We start from the raw sequence: 19,061 nt of genomic DNA, 5'->3' as shown, positions 1-19,061 counted from the left end.
CTGTAGTAAAACTGTACAAGGTTTGGGCGGAAGATTTAAATACAATGGGAATGGGAAAAAAAAATCATCAATTGGGTATACTGCATTTTGCTACAGATTTTCTCCAGAATTGTGCCTTATCATTGCATCGGATTAACTTAATCTATAATGGATAGGACAGCTGATAAATTATTGACCAAGGTAGCCGAGTTCGTTAAAGATCAATTGAAGAACAGACTTTCTCAAAAAATGTATTTCCATAATCTTGAGCATACCTTATTGGTTGTGGAGGGTGCACAGGTGATAGCCCGACATACCGGCCTTTCCAAAGATGATACTTTGATAGTGATCCTTTCCTCATTTTTGCACGATCTTGGCTATACCGAAAAATATGTCGGTCATGAGCAGGCCAGTGCCGCTATTGCTGTAGAATTTCTTTTAGAAAATGGTTTTGATGAGTCAAGGATAGAACTTGTGCGGGGTTGCATAATGGCCACGCGATTTCCGCAGTACCCCAAAAATGAATTGGAAATGGTGATCTGCGATGCAGATTTCTATCATTTCTCGCTAAAGGAATATCAGCACTATGCGGCTAGGTTAAAAGCAGAATGGGAAGAAAATCTTGGCCTGGTTTATACAGACCTTGCCTGGGATAAACTGAACCTGGAAATGCTAAGTCGTCACGAGTACTTTACTGGCTATGGGAAAAATATATTGCAGCAAATGAAGGTGTTTAACATACAAAGTCTCATCGACCGCATTGGTTAAACAGCGGGCTGGTGGTTGATCAATAGACCCAGTTAGCCAGGGGCTGGCTTTAAAATTCCTACATAATTTAATAATTTATACCATGAAAATATTGGTTATCGAAGATGAACAGGCCCTGTATGAAAGCATTCTTAGCTATTTTACCGGAGATGGGAATATATGTGAACATGCTGCCGATTTTGAGGCTGGGGTAGAAAAAATAGAACTGTATAGTTACGATTGCATACTGTTGGATCTTGGACTTCCGGGAGGTGAAGGACTGGAAATTTTATCAAGGTTAAAAAAGCTGAACAAAAAAGAAGGAGTATTGATCATTTCTGCAAGGCATTCCCTCGATGACAGGCTTTCGGGACTTGATCTTGGCGCGGATGATTATCTTGTAAAGCCCTTTCACCTCTCAGAGCTGAAAGCAAGGGTGAGCGCGATCGTACGGCGCAAGAATTTTGATGGGGATAGCGTCATTAAGTTCAATGAAATGACTATCGATGTTGGGGCCATGAAAGTAAATATAGACGGAACGCCAGTTTTCCTTACCAAAAAGGAGTTTGACCTGCTCGTTTATTTTCTGTCAAATAAAAATAAGGTGGTCACAAAAAATGCGATGGCAGAACATCTTTGGGGTGACGAGATCGATCTGTCTGATGATTTTGATTTTATTTATACCCATGTTAAAAATTTAAAAAAGAAACTAAGTGAGGCAGGCGCAAGGGATTACGTTAGATCAGTTTACGGCATTGGATATAAATTTGCAGAAGCATGAAGTTATCCACTCATTACAATAGGGTTAATATCCTAACATCTGTCATTGTGCTGATTGTTACCGGTATTATCTATTACCTTTTCATTCACCTGATCCTAACCAATAAGCTTGACAAGGATCTTGTTGTGGAAGAAAATGAGATCAGACAATATACCGATACTTATCAAAAACTTCCGCTCCCGGCCAGTTATATAGATCAAAGGGTTTCTTATGGTAATGTTACCGGGAATGCCCATGGGATCAGGGAATTCAGCTATACCAACTATTATAATCCAAGGGAAAAGGAAATTGAACCCGGAAGGAGCCTGATTACTACAGTAAGACTGGGTGATAAAAATATTCTAGTTACCATTACCAAGTCACGTGTCGAATCGGAAGATCTGGTCAGGATTATATTGCTGATCACCATTATAGTAACCCTTGTTCTTTTAATTGTGCTAACATTGATCAACCGTTTTATGCTTAATAGGCTTTGGCGGCCCTTTTTTGCAATTCTCAACCGGATGAAAGGTTTTGAAGTGAGCAAAATGGACACCATCAGTGGCGAACCGACCCGGATAGATGAGTTCAATGAGCTCAACAGATCGGTTAACGCCATGGCAGAGAAAGTGAAACAGGACTATAAAGAACTGAAAAGCTTTACCGATAATGCTTCGCATGAAATGATGACACCACTGGCGGTAATCAATTCTAAGCTCGACTCGCTCTTGCAGACAGAGCCATTTAGCGAGCAGCAGGGTGCACTGCTAGAAGATATCTATCAGGCTACCGGCAGGCTTTCCCGATTGCACCAGTCGCTTTTACTTCTTTCAAGGATCGAAAATAACCTGATTTCTGACGCGCGGAAAATTGATGTGAAAGAGTTGGTCGAAGAAAAGAGACGTCAGTTTCACGAGCTTTTTGAACGTGACGGACTACATATAGAAATGCATCTTTCAGATCAAAAAATAATCATGAGCCGCTATCTTGCCGACATTCTTCTGAACAATCTCTTTAGTAATGCAGTTAGGCACAACATCAGCGGAGGAACAATTAGGATAGAATTGTCCGAACATAAACTCATCTTATCCAATACAGGAAAAACACTAAATATCCAGAACCGGATGTTCGACCGTTTTTCAAAGTCTACTGAATCCGAGGGAATGGGGCTCGGCCTGGCCATCAGTAAACAGATCTGTAACCTCTATGGATTCAATATTGAATACAGCCACGCCGGAAACATGCATTTTTTTTCAATTTATTTAGGCTAAGGACGATAACTACAGATTTGCTACATAATTGCATGATAGTTTTGATCAACAATTAAAACTTTAGGTCATGCGCAGATTACTTCTTTCCACCCTATTTTTTATCACCGCAATATCTTTTTGTTCCGCACAGAATATTGATTCTACGCTAACCGCTCCAGCAGACTCTGCCCGTAAATGGTATACCGGAAACATTATCCCTAAAGCTAAATTCAGACCAGCGGCTTTTATTGCCCCAGTGGTATTAATGGGTTATGGCTTTGCTGCGGTTTACGATCACGGAGCGCTTAAACAGCTTGATGTGAGCACTAATGCAGAATTACAGGAAGACCATCCGCTTTTTGCAGCACACGTGGATGATTATCTCCAGTTTGCACCGGCAGCTGCAGTTTATGCCCTTAATCTTTCCGGCGTCCGGGGGAAACACAACCTGTTCGATGCCTCTATGTTATACGTAACTTCGGCAGCCATTATGGGTGTTTCCACTCATTTTGTAAAACAGGGGGTAGGAAGGATGAGGCCTGATGAATCGGGGACCAATTCTTTTCCCTCAGGGCACACAGCCTCCGCTTTCATGGCCGCGGAGTTCCTTCATCAGGAATATAAGGATGTAAATCCCTGGATAGGTTATGCGGGTTATTTCGTAGCAACAGCAACAGGAACACTTCGGATGTACAACAATAAACACTGGTTCAGTGATGTGGTGGCCGGAGCGGGTTTCGGTATTGCATCCACCAAGATCGCCTACCTGATCTATCCCTATATGAAGAGTCTATTTACTGCCAAGAAAGAAGGCAACTTTACCCTGATGCCGTTCCATCAGCCAGGCAGTACTGGGCTTATGCTCTCCGGAAAGTTTTAGAATGCTCTAATTAAGAACCTGTATCATTTCATCCATTTTTTGAAAGCCATTATCCCAAAGTTTATGGATTTAATCAAAAGATTTAAAAGTACAGCTCTTGGAAAGACCGCTTTCTATATGCTGATAACGGTCATATTGATCAGGTTCCTTTCCATATTTTTCATGGGACCCATGCCCCAGGATGCTTATTATTTTTTCTATTCCCAGCATCCTGCACTTTCCTATTTCGATCATCCCCCTGCAATTGCCTATCTGCTCCGGATATTTACATCGGTACTGGGCAAGAACGTTCTGGCCATAAAGCTTGCTGACTCGTTGTTGACCCTAATGACCTGTATTGCAGTTTACAGGTTGGCCATCAGATTCTTTCCCAAATTCGAAGCCGAAAAGATCATCATATTATTCTTAAGTACACTGATGGTCAGCATTCTTTCGCTGGTCTCAACCCCTGATACACCATTGCTTTTTTTCTGGACACTTTCGCTTATTGCCCTTCAAGAAGCCATATTTAATGGAAAAAGATTTTATTGGATTTTAGCGGGGGTACTGATGGGACTGGCCTTCCATAGTAAATATACCGCCGTATTTCTTCCCGCTGGCATGATCCTGTTCTTATTGCTCTCAGATGCCAACAGGAAATACCTTTTAACAATGTGGCCATGGTTAAGCTGTTTGATAATGGTGGCTGTAGCCTCACCTGTAATCATCTGGAATGTGAACAACCATTTCGCTTCATTCGCCTTTCAGGGCACACAGCGGATGCATGAGGCTGCGGCATTTACCTTAAAACCAAAATTTGTGCTTGGGCTTTTCGGTCATCAGTTGGCATTGTTGATTCCCGTACTCTTTATTGCGGTGCTTTACTCGGCATTTAAACTGATCAGGACCTATTCCAACCGCTGGAGCCAGATGCCAACAACTGGTGTATTCCTTTTGTGTTTCTTTCTGCCCATATTTCTTACTTTCCTTTTGCTCTCGCCGATTTATTGGATCAAAATCAACTGGATGATGCCCGCTTACATTACCGGAACTATTTTGGCGGGAAGTTTTATCGGCAAAAAGTGGCTCCGTATACAGGTGATCATATCCTTTATAGTTCACCTGGGCCTTCTTGCAGAAATTCTCTTTTATCCCTTTCCCATTAAATCTGATGATACCTGGGTGGGATGGAGGCCGCTTTCCGATCAGGTTGAAATGATCAGAAAACAGCAGCATGCCGATTTTATTTTCTCGGCAGATAGCTATAAGACTTCTGCGGAGCTTAACCTGTACAGTGAAAATTTTGTTTACGGACAGAATGTGATCGGAGAAAATGCACTGCAGTTTGATTTCATCGGAACTGACCTAAGTGCGCTGAACGGGAAAGATGCAGTTTTCGTGGATTCCGATCCCCAGTTCAAGAGTGAGAAAATGGATACTGTTCCGCCCTCCGCAGTGCTGGCCTACTTTAAGTCCGTTAAACAGCTTAAGCCGGTTATCATAAACCATGGCGGGCATCCCATCCGCAAGTTCCATGTATATATCTGTCGTGGATACAAATATGCTAAAAGGGACAACTACAGAATTGCTCCATAATCTGGTGTTAATTTAGTCTGTATAACAGTAGAATCCTTTATCCTGCGACGTGTGGAAAAGTTTAAAACAATAAAAATAAACATGATCTATAAACTATTCGCTACCGTTTTACTGATTGTTTCAGGTACCATGGTGAGGGCACAGGAAGCCGTAAAGAACCTGGATTACTATTTGAGCCAGGCCAGGTTATCAAGCCCGGTACTTAAAGATTTTGAGAACCAGCGCAAGTCAGCCGGAATTGATAGCCTGATCATCAGGGCAACTGCAAAGCCGCAGGTGACAGGAACCGGTACCGGCCTTTATGCCCCCATCATACATGGGTATGGTTACGATGAGGTCATTACCAATGGCCAGGCACTCGAGGCCATGTTAAATGTGAATTACGACCTGCTGAATAAAAAGCGTATCAATAACCAGCTTGAGGGGATCAGGATCCAGAGTGATTCGCTCAGATATGCAGGTCAGCTATCGCTCTTTGACCTCAACAAATCAATTATTGATCAATATGTTACTGCTTTTGCCGGTCAACAGCAGGTAGACTTTAACCGCGAAGTGGTCGCACTTTTGGATAGGGAAGAAAAATTGCTAAAAACCCTCACCCGCAGTAATATCTATAAGCAATCAGAATACCTCACCTTTCTGGTTACCCTCCAACAGCAGCAGCTTAGCTTGAAACAGGCAGAACTGCAGTTCAAAAATGACTATGCAACACTTAATTATCTTGCCGGAATAACCGATACCACACAGGTAAGCCTTGCAGCACCCAAACTGCAAAGTGAAGTGTTTTCGGGTGATAAAAGTTTTTTTACCAAACGCTTTGAATTGGATAGCATAAAAAATATTAACCTGCGGAAAGGGATCGATCTTAACTATAAACCCAAGCTTGGTATCCATGCCAATGGAGGCTATAGCTCATCACTGGTACTCCAGCCCTATAAGAACTTTGGCGCCAGCTTAGGCTTTACCTTTTCGGTACAGATCTATGATGGCCACCAGAGAAAGATGCAGTATGATAAACTGGCCATTTCATCCAATACCGTTGCCGGTTACCGCGAATTTTTTACCCGTCAGCGGACCCAGCAGATTAACCTGATCCGTCAGCAGCTCTCACAGACTGATGCCCTTTTTGGAAAAATCAACGAGCAGATCCGCCTTAGCAAAGGACTTATTGATGTAGACAGCAAACTGCTCCATACAGGCGATCTGAAGGTATCTGATTTTATTATCGCCATTAACAATTACCTCTCTGCCCAGAACCTGTTGAGGCAGACCAATATCAACAGATTGAAACTGATCAACCAATTTAACTACTGGAACAGATAACCATGCAAAAATATTTAAAATTAACTTTCGCCGCCATGGCAGTAATTTCCTGCCTCTGGGCATGCAATAGCACAGATCCTACGGTAACGGATACACCTTCTCCTGTTATACCAGTGCAGGTAACCAGTCCTAAAGATAGCGCCCTATCTGAATATGTTGAGCTATCGGCTGTTTCTGCTTATCTTGAAAAAAGTTTTGTAAAGGCCAATATCAATGGCTACGTTCAGCGTACGATTGCAAAAACGGGCCAGCAGGTTGGAAGCGGTCAGCTGCTTTTTACCCTGATCACCAAGGAGGCCCGTTCCATCGGCAATACGGTAAATAAACTCGATCCCGGCTTTAAGTTTTCAGGTGTTTCCAATATCCGATCGGGCCAGGCAGGTACCATTGTAAAGGTGGATCACCAGAACGGAGACTATGTTCAGGATGGAGAGGCACTGGCAACGATCAGTAACCGTAACAGTCTGGTGTTCCTGCTCGATCTCCCTTATGAACTCAATCAGATTATCGCTAAGAACAAATCATTAGACGTGCTTTTGCCCGATGGGACCAAACTGGCTGGATCGGTTTCGGGTACCATGCCATCGGTAGATTCCCTTGCGCAGACCCAACGATATATCGTCAAGGTGTATTCAGGCAAGGATATTCCAGAAGGGCTGATCGCCAAAGTGAGATTGACCAAGCTCAGCCATCCACAGGCACAGGTGCTCCCCAAATCGGCAGTGCTGTCTAACGAGACTGAAGATGAATTTTGGGTAATGAAAATGATCAACGATTCAACAGCGGTAAAAGTGAACGTGAAGAAAGGGATTGAAAGCAGCTCATTAATGGAGGTACTCGATCCCAGGTTTGCAAAAACAGACAGGATCATCAAAACCGGAAATTATGGTATCGCCGATACCGCCAAGGTTAAAATACAGAAATAGCCATGAAAAACTTCTTTATCTCCCATAAAAATCCCATCCTGGCAGTCCTGATCATCATCCTAGTTGGTGGTGTTTATTCCTTCCAGCAGCTTAAGACAGGTCTTTTTCCAGAAATTACCTTTCCCAAGATCAAGATCATTGCCGATGCGGAACTTCAGCCGGTAGATAAAATGGTGGTTACCGTTACCCGGCCTTTGGAGAATGCAGTAAAACAGGTTCCCGATCTACAACTGGTAAGAAGTACCACCAGCCGCGGCAGCTGTGAGCTTTCTGCCTACATGAACCCTGGGGCAGATATCGATCTGAGCCAGCAACGGATCGAATCGCAGATCGCAAAGATCTCCGCCACGCTTCCCGCGGGTGTAAATATATCGGTAGAAAAGATGAACCCTTCTATACTCCCTGTTAGCGGATATAGCCTGGAAAGCCACAATTATTCTCCTGTCGAACTAAAAAAAATAGCGACTTATACCGTAAAGCCCTTTCTGTCGCAGGTTGATGGGGTTTCGGAAATCCGTGTGATCGGGGGCAAGACCAAAGAATACTGGCTGGAGCTCGATATGCAGAAAATGCAGTCGATCGGGATTTCCCCAGATCAGATTTCGGGAGCCCTTTCGCAGACCAATTTTATAAAATCCAACGGTTATCTGTCCGACAATAATTTCCTTTACCTCTCGGTAACCGATGCCACGGTAAAAACCAAAAGCGACCTGGAACAACTGGTACTCACCAGAAAGGGGAACAGGACGGTCCGGATAGTTGATGTGGCCAAGGTGAACATCCAGCAGAGCGTGGAATATACCCGCATCAATGCCAACGGGAAAGACGGCATACTGATCGCGGTAATCAAACAGCCAAATGCGAACCTTGTGGATCTTTCTGCACAGATGGCTGCGAAGGTTTCGCAGCTTAAAAATATTCTACCCTCCGGAGTGAGCATCAAACCTTATTATGTGCAGGCTGATTTCGTTAACGAATCCGTTAAAAGTGTCCGTGACAGTTTATGGATCGGACTTGCCCTCGCTATTATTGTAGCCATTATCTTTCTTAGGTCTTTAAAGGCCAGCGCCACCATTCTTATTACCATTCCGGTTACTTTATGCCTTACCGTGATCGTGCTTTATTTTATCGGGTATTCTTTGAATATCATGACCCTTGGTGCCATTGCAGCAGCCATTGGCCTGATCATTGATGATGCCATTGTTGTGGTAGAGCAGATTCACCGGACGCATGAAGAACATCCCGATGATCCAACCGTAACCCTGCTCAGTAAGGCTATCAGCTATCTGTTCCCGGCCATGCTGGGCTCATCCATCAGTACCATTGTAATTTTTATTCCATTTGTACTGATGACCGGGGTGGCAGGTTCTTACTTTCAGGTGATGACCAATACCATGATCATTACCCTGGTCTGCTCATTTTTTGTCACCTGGATCGGGCTGCCGGTAATCTACCTGCTGCTGACCAGGAACTCACACAGCAATGCATCCGGGAAAGAGGCAATCGTTCATGAGGTAAAATCGCAGAACTGGGTACGCTTTTTCATCAAGCGGCCATATATTTCTTATCTGTTTATCCTTGTGCTTATCGCATCGATTGTACTGGTCTTCCCAAGGCTTCAAACGGGCTTCCTGCCAGAAATGGACGAAGGCAGTATCGTACTGGATTATGCATCCCCTCCTGGAACTTCACTTGAGGAAACCGACAGGATGCTGAGGGAAGTGGAAAAGGAAATTGTCAAAATTCCGGATGTCCAAGCCTATTCAAGGAGGACTGGAACGCAGATGGGTTTCTTTATCACCGAGCCGAATACCGGAGATTATCTGATCCAGTTGAAACCGGGCCGTACCAAAACTACAGATGAGGTGATTTCCGACATCAGGACCCATATTGAGCATACCCAGCCTGCACTTGTGGTCGATTTTGGTCAGGTTATCGGCGATATGCTGGGTGATCTGATGAGTTCAACGCAGCCCATTGAAATCAAGATTTTTGGAAATGACCAGCAGCAACTTCAGGTACTCTCCAAGCAGGTTGCAGATCTGGTTTCGAAGGTAGGCGGAACTGCGGATGTATTCGATGGGATCATATTATCTGGCCCAACGGTTAACATACAGCCCAATTTTGCCATGCTCTCTCAATATGGCATTACCCCGCTTTCTTTTCAGGCGCAGGTGCAAACGGCTATGCAGGGAAATGTAATCGGTGACCTTTACGATAAACAACAGCTTTCGCCAATCAGGATGGTGTATCCTGGGAGCCGGAGCTTTGGCATATCGGACATTGCTGCCCTTAAGATATTCGTTCCAAACGGGACAGCGGTGCCCATCCAGAACCTTGCCAAAGTAGATCTTCAATCAGGAAACGCCGAGGTGGAGCGGGAGAACCTGCAGACCATTGGTGCCATTACTGCCAGGTTGGACAACAGGGATCTTGGAAGTGTAATGAAGGATATCCAGGCGGCGGTTAGCAGCAAGGTTAACCTCCCTTCGGGCTACCATGTCGAGTATGGCGGAGCCTATAAAGAGCAACAGCAGTCTTTTTCTGAGCTGTTAACCATTTTGATCGCCTCGAGCCTGCTGGTATTCAGTGTGATCCTGTTTCTTTTCAGGGACTTTAAGATTGCCTTTCTGATCCTGCTGATTTCGGTGTTGGGCATTTCTGGAAGTTATCTGGCGCTACTGCTGACGGGTACACCCTTAAATGTGGGCAGTTATACCGGGCTGATCATGATCGTGGGGATCATCGGGGAGAATGCCATATTTACCTTTTTACAGTTTAAAGAATCCCTGCACGAAAAAAATGTAGATGATGCGATCACTTTTGCCATCTCGACCAGGTTGAGGCCAAAACTCATGACGGCACTGGGGGCAATCATCGCGTTAATGCCTTTGGCCCTTGGTATAGGAGCTGGAGCACAGCTCCACCAGCCGCTGGCTATTGCGGTTATCGGAGGATTTACTGTTGCGCTCCCACTTTTGCTCATTGCACTTCCAAGTCTGATCAGAAGATTTTACACCAGCAAAGAAGAAAGAAATGAATCTTGATCGTTTTAAATTTCCGGGTGCGGTTTTTACAGAAAAAGCCGCAAGCTATATTACGCTGGTCGCGGTACTTGGATTTACGATCCTAACAATTATGGTAGTGGTATTTCCGCCCACCACGCTAGACCGCTGGTTTTCTTCAGAGGTACAGGAACATGGCAATGCCTTTTTTGATACTTTCATGAAAGGGGTTAGCAGCATTGGCTACATTGAATATATGGTGCCCCTGGTGTTGGCCTCATCTATTGTCCTCCTGCTGATGAAACAAAAGAAAGAAGCATTGTTTATGCTTTTTACCTTAGTCTCCGGTCTGGTCAGTTCTGTAGCGAAATATTTTGTAAACCGGCCAAGGCCAGCTAAAGATCTGGTCAGGGTAATCGAACTTACCAGGCAGCAGAGTTATCCCAGTGGACACGTACTCTTCTATACGGTATTCTTCGGTTTTGTGGTTTTTCTGATGTACCGGCTCAAAAAGATCCCGGTCCTGTTAAAGCTGTTGATAGCTACATCAAGTATGACAATGATCGCTCTTGTGTCTATTTCAAGGGTGTATCTGGGAGCACATTGGCTAACGGATGTACTGGCAGGTTATCTGCTCGGCATCATATGTCTTTATGGGCTCATCCGGTTATATTTTTCAGATTTTAGACTTTAGGAAAAATATTCATCGCTGCAGGTCAAACTACAGTTTTACTACAGACTCTTACCCTTAATTTATACTAAAAATCCAACTCAACAAAAAAGAACAAAATGAAAAAGAACTTCTTAAGTGCAATTATGTTATTGGGTATGATCATCGCCGCTTCTGCTCAGCAAAAGCCAGGTATGCACCTATTGGCAACCCATAAGATCCAGAGCGATGGCGGCTGGGACTATCTCACAATAGATGGAAAGAACAATAATATTTATCTGTCCCATGGGAACCAGGTGAATATCCTGAGCAAAAATGGCGGTGATTCAGTTGGTGTAATCCACAATACACAGGGTGTTCACGGGATTGCCGTTGCGGGTCCGGTTGGAAAAGGTTACACGACCAATGGCAGGGCAGGTACCTGTACGGTATTCGACCTGAAAAATTTTATGGTAATGGCTACGATAAAAGTAGGACAAAATCCTGATGCCACTTTTTATGACGATTTTTCTAAAAAAGTATTTGTATTCAATGGAAAGAGCAGTGATGCTACGATAATTGATCCCACAACCGATCAGGTCCTCTCAACCATTCCCCTGGGGGGAAAGCCGGAAGCCGGGGTTTCTGATGGGAAAGGGAAGATCTACGTGAACATTGAGGATACGGGTGAAATTGTATGTTTTGATTCGGGCACCTTCAAAATACTTTCCAGGTATAAACTCAAAGGAGGCGAAGAGCCTTCAGGCCTTGCCATCGACCGGGCTACTTCAAGACTTTTTACGGTGTGCGCAAACAAGGTGATGATCATCCTGGATGCAAAAACAGGAAATCATATTGCAACCTTACCCATAGGCGATGGATCAGACGGTGTGGTTTTTGATCCTGTAACCAAAATGGCCTATAGCTCGAATGGCGAGGGAACCATTACCGCAGTTAAAGAAGTTTCGGCCGATAAGTTCATCGTTCAGGAAACGATCAGATCGGAACCTGGCGCAAGAACGATTGCCCTTGACCCCCTTACCCACAATCTCTTTCTTCCAACGGCATCATTCGAAAAAAGCACGGATGCTACCCAGCGTCCAAAAAGGGTTTCCGGTACGTTCAGGGTGCTCGAATTTGGTAAATAGATTAAATATCCCGCCCATGTTAATGGCTGACGGGCAATTAACATGGGCCGGATATCTGCTGTCGTTTTAAATTCCTTTGCAACCTCATAATAAAATATCATCCATCCACCACTATGGAAACAGCAATCAGCGATCAGGAAATCCTTAATGCAATCTCCATGAAGGACATTAAGGCATTCGACGGGATGTACCGATGCCATTATAAGCGGTTATATATCCTTTCTTTCCGCCATCTGCGTAGCCAGGAAATGGCCGAAGAGATTGTGCATGATGTATTTATTAAGATCTGGAACTTGAAAAACCCACCAGTACTCAGCTATTCTCTTTCCAGTTATCTATCGAAGGCAGTAGTGAATACCTCTTTGAACGCTTTAAAGCACGAGAAAACAGTAAAGGGATATACCGATCTCGGTGAGATCGGGGAGTTGGCCCAAAATGATCATACGGATGAGGCTGAAGCACTTGAAATGCAGCTAATAGCACTGGAAAGGGCAATTGAGGAATTGCCCGAGCAATGCCGAAAAGTACTTTTGATGAGCAAATTCGAAAAGCTAAAACAGCAGGATATTGCCTATAGGCTTGATATATCCATCAAGACGGTTAAAAACCATCTTACCTACGGTTACAAAAAGCTGAAAGAGCACCTCGAATATCCAATAATCCTCATTTTTATTATTATCTTGACTTTATATAGGTCTTTTTAACTTTGGTACTGTCTAGCGAATAATATGGAGAACTTTGACCCGACTAAAGGAGAATCATTTTACATTCAGCTCATCTTTGATGAAATGGAAGGCAATATATCCCAGCATGAAACTGAACAGTTAATTGTCTGGAGAAAACAGGATCCTGCCAACGAGAAAACCTATAGGGAGATGGTCGAAAATGCCGACAATCTTGAACTGCTAAAAATTTACAGACAGCTCGATACGGAGATTTCGATCACCTCCCTGCACCAAAAACTCAGGGCCGGACAAAATATTGATAAACCAGAGAACAGAAAAAATCTCTCATTGGTTTACCTGCGATGGGTCGGAGCAGCTGCGGTGCTTTTTCTTTTCATCTTTTCTTCCATTTACATCTTTCAGCAACAGGATAGGGTAGTGCTGTCCTCAACCCATACGGAAACTGCCCGATTTACCCTGCCTGATGGTTCGAAAATTGTACTGAATGCAAATTCCAGTATAGCTTACTCTAAGCGGAGTTTTCACCGTTCTAGAGCGGTAAAATTACTAAATGGCGAATGCTTTTTAGCTATCGTACACAATCCCAATAAGCCTTTTTCAATCAGTTATGGAAATATCTCCGTGAGGGATATCGGCACAAGTTTCAATTTTGGAATTGATGGAGAACAGCTTAAAGTTTCAGTGCGCTCTGGTATCATCAGCATCCATGAAAACAGATCTGAAATTTCAAAAGCCATATTGAAAGCCGGAGAAACAGCAACCTACCAAACCAAAACTGGGCACATGCATCGGGACAGCATCCGTGACCTCAATTACATGGCCTATGTTGACCATCACCTGGTTTTCAATAATGCCAGCTTAAACGAAGTTGCAAAGAGCCTGGAACTGGCCTATCACAGAAAAATCAGGATTTTGGGTTCCCTTACCTTGAAAAGGCATTTTACTGCCGAATTCAAAGACAGGTCATTAAGTGATGTGCTCTCGGTAATCTGTGTCGCATTAAATCTGGAATTTTTAGAAAAGGCTGGGATAATCTATCTTCAGGAAAAAAGAAAACAGGTGAGAACCAACGGAAGTTAAAACAAAAGAAAATTGGCCAATAGGAATCAATCCTGCGTAAAAACGATCATCATATGCCTAAGTGTATGCCTGTGGTTCCATGGGAACTGCTTTGCACAGGAAGACCCTTTAAGTAAATCAATTACGATATCGTTAACCGGAGGAACCCTTTCAGGGGCAATAGAGCAGTTGCAGAAGCAAAGCGGGCTCTCTATTGCATTTGATCCCCAGATTATGCCCAATATCACCATAAAGGCACAAAGTTTCATCAATCAGCGTATGGGCAAAATTGTTTCTGTTCTTATTGATGGAACAGCACTTAATTTTGAGCTCATTGCAGGCACAATCGTGATCACTAAAGGAGCAAAGCTCAGCCTTACAATCCATGGGATTGTGCAGGATGCAGAGACGGGCGAAAACCTGATCGGGGCAATACTCGAAATCAACGGGGAAAAGCAGAGTTCCAACCAATATGGCTACTTTTCAATTTCGCTGGCCCAAGGAATTTACAGCTTGACCGTTGACTATTTGGGCTACAATACCTACTCAACACCTATTGTTCTCAATCAGGATAGCTATCTGGACGTTCACCTCGGAAAAAAAACATATCAGCTTGAACAGATCAGCATACATGCCAGTTCCCTCTCGGAAGACTCACTCGAAATGGTACGTTCGGTGAGAAGACTATCGCTGAAGAACACCAAAAAAATGCCCTATTTTGCTGGCGAAGTTGATGTGATGAAGGCCCTTCAGATGCAGCAGGGTGTAAAGAACCCTTCAGAAGGCAGCTCGGCACTCTCGGTAAGGGGCGGAGACTATGACCAGAATCTCATACTGATCGATGAGGCACCGATTTACAACCCAACGCACCTCTTGGGTCTGGTTTCTGTCCTTAATATAGATGCGGTGAAAAATGTTGAGCTCTATCCCGACTATATCCCCGCCATGTTCGGTGGAAGACTATCTTCGGTAGTAGATACACGGCTGGAAGAAGGAAGCCTGACCGATTATCACCTAAAAGGGGGATTTAGCCTGCTTTCGGCCCGACTGGCAACCGAAGGGCCGCTCATCAAAAACAAAAGTTCCTATCTTTTTGCAGCAAGAAGAAGTTTGACAGATCTGTTCAATGCCGGTTATGGCTTTTTTAATGTCAATGCCAATTATTATGATCTTAATTTTAAGACAAACTATATCTTAAGTATAAAGGATAGGGTATATTTATCACTTTACCATGGGTTTGATCATCTTTTTTCCCAGGACAATTATAGTAATAACTGGACCAATACCACAATGACCTTCAGGTGGAACCATATTTATACACCAAGGCTTTTTATGAACTTTTCTGCCATTTATAGCAATTACAGGAGCGATCTTAGCCTTAATGGTAACCAGTCATCCAACAACGAATGGCTTACCGGGATCAGGGATGTTACCCTAAAGGCTGATTTAGCCTATAATAATGGCAGGGGAAACCATATGCAGTTCGGAGTGATAGGCACCCGCCACCATTTAAGGCCGGGTGAAACCCTGGTTGATGACAAAACGACAAGCCTTAACCGTGTGTCGGCACTGGAGTATGCATTGTACTTTGACCATGACCTCGAATTTTCACGCTTTTTGCAGGTAAGGTATGGGCTTAGGGCAGGGATTTTTAACCAGTCCAGTGAGATCGGAACAAATATTTATGGCCCTTCCTGGTCGAGTTATAACCTCGAGCCCAGGGCGCAGCTTATTGTCACCATTAAAAAGAACAGGTTATTGAAATTTACCTACAATAGAACCGTACAGCACCTTCAGGTCTTGCAGAACAATGAGCAGGCCTATTCTTCTATCGATACTTATATTTCCTCCGGGCCAACTGTTGCACCACAGCGCTCAGACTTTTTTTTTGCCACATTCAGCTATCTCGGCATGCATAACAGTTCATTCAACCTTTCTGCCTACACTAGGAATTCCCATAACCAACTGGATCTTGTGGATCATGCCCAGATCATCCTTAACCCTGACTATGAGCAGTTAATAAGGGTAGGCAGGTCGTCCGCCTACGGTCTCGAGCTTTCGGTGCACCATAACGTTTGCAAGGGAGCTGTGGGATTAGAATACACTTATTCACGGGCTTTCAGGACAACAGCAGAAATCAATGGGGGTGAAAAATATCCCGCCGGATATGATACTCCACATGACCTCAGGGTTTCATTAAGTTATCCTTTGAGCTCCAGACTTGTGCTTTCCTCGCTCTTCAATTACCGCAGTGGAAAAGCTACCACGCTTCCGGTGGGCTTTTACCTGAACAATGGAATAAAAGTACCCATATATGAAGGTCGGAACAATGCCCGGCTGCCCGACTTTAGCAGGCTTGATATTGTATTGCAGCTCAATCCAAAAAACAGGACTACACCAGATAAGGCAAAAAAAGTTGAAAGTACATGGAACTTTGGTATCTATAATGTTTACGATAGGCGAAATCCACTATTTTATAGGATCACAACAGTTGAGCCGGCAAAAAACATAGGATTTGAAGAATCCTTTTCGGGGATACTTCCCACATTTTCTTACAGTTTTAGATTTTAGCGATGAAAAAACGTCTTGGATTATTTATTGTTATGCTTTTAGCCTTCGCCTGCAAAAAGGAACTGGTTGATAAAGTGGTGCTTCCTGATGCACAACAGGATATCCCCTTGGTTGTTGAGGGCGGCGTTACTACCGGTTCGGATGAACAGTATATTTTTTTGAGCAAACCATCTTTTTCTGCGCAGGGAGATGTTACCCCAGTTAATGATGCTGTTGTAACCATAAACAACGTCCCATTACAGCTTACCTCAGTGCCCGGTGTGTACAGCGCGGTATTACTGGATAACAATATGTTCGGTAAGGCTTACCACCTAAAAATATCCTGTAACGGAAAATCTTTTGAGGCTGTGGATACCCTGAAAAAAAATGTAACTCCCAAAAACAGTGAACTAAACTTGAGATCGAACATCGAGGATGGAAAAATTACACTTTCTATTCCCAAACATATATTTAACGGAAACATGGCATCACAGTTTCTTTACAGGCTACCGGGCGGAAAGGCATGGTCGCCAGGGAGGTTTGATCAAAGCCAGGATTTCCGTTATATGCATACTTACGCAACTCCTTATGCGCTTTCTCCAGTGCTAGAACAGCGTACCGATTATGTTTGCGCTCCAACAGACAGTGTAACGGTATATCAATTCTCAATTTCGCAATCCTACGAGCGGTATCTGTATAGTCTTTTTCAGGAAACAGATTGGAAGAGCCTGTTTTCTTCAAATCCAGGCGTGATAAAGGGAAATGTCTCTGGCAGCGCTCTGGGCTTCTTTCACTGTAGCGATGTCTCCCAGAGGTCGCTTACCGTTGCCGAGCTCATCAGATAAATTTCTGATCTTTTTTTGGTTTTTTTTGCTGCCCTGTATAGGACTATTTTTTCTTTTTGCTGTCCTGCTAATAAAAAACAAATTATGGACCCTTTGCAAAAAGAAAATCTCAATGCAAAAATGCAGTTGTTGATACCGTGGCTGCTGCTTGTTACCCCATTTCAACGCTCAAACCCCTCTGTTAACATAGCGGTTATTGAAACTGACCAGTGTGGCGAAAACGATCAGCCCTTACCGGCCGGGGACTATTCTGCAGATGAAAATAATCAATAATCCCATATCATTTATTCCGATTTCCCATGAACGGTAAGCCAGATCATTCAACTACACTCCAGCTCTTTTTCTTTGCCACCCTTGTCATCGCCCTGTGGAATGCTGAAATCCTTTTCAGAAAGGAACCCTTGAGGGAGAAATGGCGCCACACTGTACTCAATCTCCACTTTTTGTTAACTGCGACACTGGTTCAATTGCCTTTGACGCTTGCCGTAATCAAGGTAAGTGAATATACAGCCGATCAGGGGCTGGGTATATTGAACAGGCTGCCCTTACCATCCAGTTTCGCCATCAGGTTTCTTATGGGCTTTTTGGTTATGGATTTCTTCGAATACATCTACCACTACATGATGCACAAAACTGCATTTTTATGGAGCTTTCACCTTATCCACCACAGCGATACCGAGCTTGATGTTTCTACAACTGTAAGGGAACATCCGGGGGAAACCTTTATCAGGGTCAGTTTTATGGTACTTACTGTTTACCTGTCAGGTGTTCCATTGGCCATCTTGCTTATCCGGCAGTTCATCCAGAGTTTTTCAAACCTGATGGCCCATACCACTATTTCCTATCCCGCAAGACTGGAACGCATTCTTAGGTGGGTTTTTATTACCCCGGGGCTTCATAAGGTCCATCATCATGATAGCATGCCGTACACCGATTCGAACTATGGAGATATTCTGTGTATCTGGGACAGGCTCTTCGGAACCTACCGGGAACTTGAAGTATCGGAGATCAATTTCGGCATTGATACCGTCAGCCCTTCAGAGATCAGGACTTTCCCAAATTTACTTGCCTACCCCTTCCTGAAAAAGGAGAAAAAGCAGGAAGCAGAAGCCAGTAGCGAACCTATACCTCAAAAACTTTATGTCAATCCCTAGCAAACAGAGTCTTGCCTCGTTCCTGTTGATTTTTTCGATGCAGGTTTCGCACGGCACCAGATCCACTGTGTGCAGTGCTGAAGATCAGATCCTCGGCGATTGGCTGTCTCTTGAGAAGAACGTTGTGGTAAATATATCTAAAGAGGGCAGGGCTTTTAAGGCCACCGTAATGTGGTTCACCGACAAAGACATCATTTCGAGGCCGATGGAGAGCAGATGCGATAGTCATAATCCAAATCCTCAGCTTAGGAAACGAAAACTGTTGGGCATGGAAATCCTTAGTGGATTGAACTACAACCCTTCTTCGGGAAGATGGGAAGACGGATTGATTTATGACCCCTTAAGTGGCCGCGACTGGAGTTCGGTCGTAAGCCTGGAGCGGGATGGTATATTAAAAGTTAAGGGTTATTGGCATTTTGAGTTTTTAAGTAAGTCCGTTTCCTTTAAGAGGATTGTCTTCAATAGGCAAAAAAAGGATTTCCGGTAATTAGGTAGCCTGAAACCTATTTCCTTTGTTTTTGTGCA

The 19,061-nt window shown here is 43.9% G+C and carries 17 protein-coding genes; all 17 read left to right on the top strand.

Annotation, left to right across the window (positions count from 1 at the left end):
* The first annotated feature begins 147 nt into the window (after positions 1–147).
* The 17 genes from H7U22_RS18870 (at position 148) to H7U22_RS18790 (ending at position 19,023) form a co-directional block, all read left to right on the top strand.
* Complete coding sequence (locus tag H7U22_RS18870; protein ID WP_187072900.1) at positions 148–747, top strand: HD domain-containing protein; 600 nt, start codon at positions 148–150, stop codon at positions 745–747.
* Between the two features lie 82 nt (positions 748–829).
* The gene (locus H7U22_RS18865; protein ID WP_187072899.1) at positions 830–1,507 is read left to right on the top strand and encodes a response regulator transcription factor; all 678 of its coding nucleotides are present in this window, start codon (positions 830–832) and stop codon (positions 1,505–1,507) included.
* Positions 1,504–2,757 (top strand): sensor histidine kinase, encoded by a 1,254-nt coding sequence (locus tag H7U22_RS18860; protein WP_187072898.1) that lies wholly within the window; start codon positions 1,504–1,506, stop codon positions 2,755–2,757. The genes H7U22_RS18865 and H7U22_RS18860 overlap by 4 nt, the downstream gene beginning before the upstream one ends.
* Positions 2,758–2,824: 67 nt before the next feature.
* Positions 2,825–3,616 carry a phosphatase PAP2 family protein gene (locus tag H7U22_RS18855; protein ID WP_187072897.1) on the top strand — a complete coding sequence of 264 codons (792 nt, stop codon included), beginning with the start codon at positions 2,825–2,827 and terminating at the stop codon, positions 3,614–3,616.
* Between the two features lie 63 nt (positions 3,617–3,679).
* Positions 3,680–5,191 (top strand): glycosyltransferase family 39 protein, encoded by a 1,512-nt coding sequence (locus H7U22_RS18850; protein WP_187072896.1) that lies wholly within the window; start codon positions 3,680–3,682, stop codon positions 5,189–5,191.
* Positions 5,192–5,272: 81 nt separating this feature from the next.
* Positions 5,273–6,514 carry a TolC family protein gene (locus H7U22_RS18845; RefSeq protein WP_187072895.1) on the top strand — a complete coding sequence of 414 codons (1,242 nt, stop codon included), beginning with the start codon at positions 5,273–5,275 and terminating at the stop codon, positions 6,512–6,514.
* Between the two features lie 2 nt (positions 6,515–6,516).
* A complete protein-coding gene (locus H7U22_RS18840) occupies positions 6,517–7,440 on the top strand; it encodes an HlyD family efflux transporter periplasmic adaptor subunit (protein ID WP_187072894.1) in 924 nt (307 codons plus the stop codon).
* A 2-nt stretch (positions 7,441–7,442) separates the two neighbouring features.
* Complete coding sequence (locus tag H7U22_RS18835) at positions 7,443–10,487, top strand: efflux RND transporter permease subunit (protein WP_187072893.1); 3,045 nt, start codon at positions 7,443–7,445, stop codon at positions 10,485–10,487.
* A complete protein-coding gene (locus tag H7U22_RS18830) occupies positions 10,477–11,139 on the top strand; it encodes a phosphatase PAP2 family protein (RefSeq protein WP_187072892.1) in 663 nt (220 codons plus the stop codon). Before H7U22_RS18835 ends, H7U22_RS18830 begins: the two co-directional genes overlap by 11 nt.
* 95 nt (positions 11,140–11,234) lie before the next feature.
* Positions 11,235–12,242, top strand: a complete 1,008-nt coding sequence (locus H7U22_RS18825) for a YncE family protein (RefSeq protein ID WP_187072891.1) — start codon at positions 11,235–11,237, stop codon at positions 12,240–12,242.
* A gap of 113 nt (positions 12,243–12,355) precedes the next feature.
* On the top strand, positions 12,356–12,946 hold the full coding sequence (locus H7U22_RS18820) for an RNA polymerase sigma-70 factor (RefSeq protein WP_187072890.1): 591 nt from the start codon (positions 12,356–12,358) through the stop codon (positions 12,944–12,946).
* Positions 12,947–12,970: 24 nt separating this feature from the next.
* Entirely contained in the window at positions 12,971–14,008 is a 1,038-nt protein-coding gene (locus H7U22_RS18815; RefSeq protein ID WP_187072889.1) for a FecR family protein, read from the top strand.
* A gap of 12 nt (positions 14,009–14,020) precedes the next feature.
* Positions 14,021–16,558 carry a TonB-dependent receptor gene (locus tag H7U22_RS18810; RefSeq protein WP_187072888.1) on the top strand — a complete coding sequence of 846 codons (2,538 nt, stop codon included), beginning with the start codon at positions 14,021–14,023 and terminating at the stop codon, positions 16,556–16,558.
* Positions 16,559–16,560: 2 nt separating this feature from the next.
* Entirely contained in the window at positions 16,561–17,382 is an 822-nt protein-coding gene (locus tag H7U22_RS18805) for a DUF4249 family protein (RefSeq protein WP_187072887.1), read from the top strand.
* Between the two features lie 84 nt (positions 17,383–17,466).
* Positions 17,467–17,655 (top strand): hypothetical protein, encoded by a 189-nt coding sequence (locus H7U22_RS18800; protein ID WP_222621902.1) that lies wholly within the window; start codon positions 17,467–17,469, stop codon positions 17,653–17,655.
* A gap of 26 nt (positions 17,656–17,681) precedes the next feature.
* Complete coding sequence (locus tag H7U22_RS18795; RefSeq protein WP_187072885.1) at positions 17,682–18,536, top strand: sterol desaturase family protein; 855 nt, start codon at positions 17,682–17,684, stop codon at positions 18,534–18,536.
* Positions 18,523–19,023 carry a DUF2147 domain-containing protein gene (locus H7U22_RS18790; RefSeq protein WP_222621901.1) on the top strand — a complete coding sequence of 167 codons (501 nt, stop codon included), beginning with the start codon at positions 18,523–18,525 and terminating at the stop codon, positions 19,021–19,023. Before H7U22_RS18795 ends, H7U22_RS18790 begins: the two co-directional genes overlap by 14 nt.
* Positions 19,024–19,061 lie beyond the last annotated feature (38 nt).

This window comes from Pedobacter fastidiosus (assembly GCF_014306625.1).
GTDB lineage: Bacteria > Bacteroidota > Bacteroidia > Sphingobacteriales > Sphingobacteriaceae > Pedobacter > Pedobacter fastidiosus.
Note: the sequence above shows the minus strand (reverse complement) of the source record. Positions and strands in the feature narration are given on the sequence as shown.

Excerpts from the sequence above, each read along its gene's own strand:
- H7U22_RS18870 (WP_187072900.1), top strand. The coding sequence starts at position 148 with ATGGATAGGACAGCTGATAAATTATTGACCAAGGTAGCCGAGTTCGTT.
- H7U22_RS18865 (WP_187072899.1), top strand. The coding sequence starts at position 830 with ATGAAAATATTGGTTATCGAAGATGAACAGGCCCTGTATGAAAGCATT.
- H7U22_RS18860 (WP_187072898.1), top strand. The coding sequence starts at position 1,504 with ATGAAGTTATCCACTCATTACAATAGGGTTAATATCCTAACATCTGTC.
- H7U22_RS18855 (WP_187072897.1), top strand. The coding sequence starts at position 2,825 with ATGCGCAGATTACTTCTTTCCACCCTATTTTTTATCACCGCAATATCT.
- H7U22_RS18850 (WP_187072896.1), top strand. The coding sequence starts at position 3,680 with ATGGATTTAATCAAAAGATTTAAAAGTACAGCTCTTGGAAAGACCGCT.
- H7U22_RS18845 (WP_187072895.1), top strand. The coding sequence starts at position 5,273 with ATGATCTATAAACTATTCGCTACCGTTTTACTGATTGTTTCAGGTACC.
- H7U22_RS18840 (WP_187072894.1), top strand. The coding sequence starts at position 6,517 with ATGCAAAAATATTTAAAATTAACTTTCGCCGCCATGGCAGTAATTTCC.
- H7U22_RS18835 (WP_187072893.1), top strand. The coding sequence starts at position 7,443 with ATGAAAAACTTCTTTATCTCCCATAAAAATCCCATCCTGGCAGTCCTG.
- H7U22_RS18830 (WP_187072892.1), top strand. The coding sequence starts at position 10,477 with ATGAATCTTGATCGTTTTAAATTTCCGGGTGCGGTTTTTACAGAAAAA.
- H7U22_RS18825 (WP_187072891.1), top strand. The coding sequence starts at position 11,235 with ATGAAAAAGAACTTCTTAAGTGCAATTATGTTATTGGGTATGATCATC.
- H7U22_RS18820 (WP_187072890.1), top strand. The coding sequence starts at position 12,356 with ATGGAAACAGCAATCAGCGATCAGGAAATCCTTAATGCAATCTCCATG.
- H7U22_RS18815 (WP_187072889.1), top strand. The coding sequence starts at position 12,971 with ATGGAGAACTTTGACCCGACTAAAGGAGAATCATTTTACATTCAGCTC.
- H7U22_RS18805 (WP_187072887.1), top strand. The coding sequence starts at position 16,561 with ATGAAAAAACGTCTTGGATTATTTATTGTTATGCTTTTAGCCTTCGCC.
- H7U22_RS18800 (WP_222621902.1), top strand. The coding sequence starts at position 17,467 with ATGGACCCTTTGCAAAAAGAAAATCTCAATGCAAAAATGCAGTTGTTG.
- H7U22_RS18795 (WP_187072885.1), top strand. The coding sequence starts at position 17,682 with ATGAACGGTAAGCCAGATCATTCAACTACACTCCAGCTCTTTTTCTTT.
- H7U22_RS18790 (WP_222621901.1), top strand. The coding sequence starts at position 18,523 with ATGTCAATCCCTAGCAAACAGAGTCTTGCCTCGTTCCTGTTGATTTTT.